The sequence below is a fragment of the Bradyrhizobium sp. Mp27 genome (genome assembly GCF_029953005.1).
In the GTDB taxonomy this organism is placed as follows: domain Bacteria; phylum Pseudomonadota; class Alphaproteobacteria; order Rhizobiales; family Xanthobacteraceae; genus Bradyrhizobium; species Bradyrhizobium barranii.
This window is the reverse complement of sequence record NZ_JASAUS010000677.1, coordinates 1-383: the sequence shown is the minus strand read 5'-3', so window position 1 is coordinate 383 and position 383 is coordinate 1. Positions and strand designations below refer to the sequence as shown.

The 383-nt window shown below is 63.2% G+C and carries 1 protein-coding gene; it reads left to right on the top strand.

Going from position 1 to position 383, the window contains the following annotated elements:
• On the top strand, window positions 1-383 hold a 383-nt coding region (locus tag QJT78_RS53455), incomplete at both ends, for a TCP-1/cpn60 chaperonin family protein (protein ID WP_281460962.1).

Sequence of the window (383 nt, the reverse complement as noted above, 5' to 3'; positions counted from 1 at the left end):
CACCAACGCCGACAAGATGCGCGTTGAGATGGACGACGCCTACATCCTCATCAACGAGAAGAAGCTCTCCTCGCTGAACGAGCTGCTGCCGCTGCTCGAGGCCGTGGTGCAGACCGGCAAGCCGCTGGTCATCGTCGCCGAGGACGTCGAAGGCGAAGCGCTTGCGACCCTGGTCGTGAACCGTCTGCGCGGTGGTCTGAAGGTCGCGGCCGTCAAGGCTCCGGGCTTCGGCGATCGCCGCAAGGCCATGCTGCAGGACATCGCGATCCTGACCGGCGGCCAGGCGATCTCGGAAGATCTCGGCATCAAGCTCGAGAACGTCACGCTCAACATGCTCGGTCGCGCCAAGAAGGTGATGATCGACAAGGAGAACACCACGATCG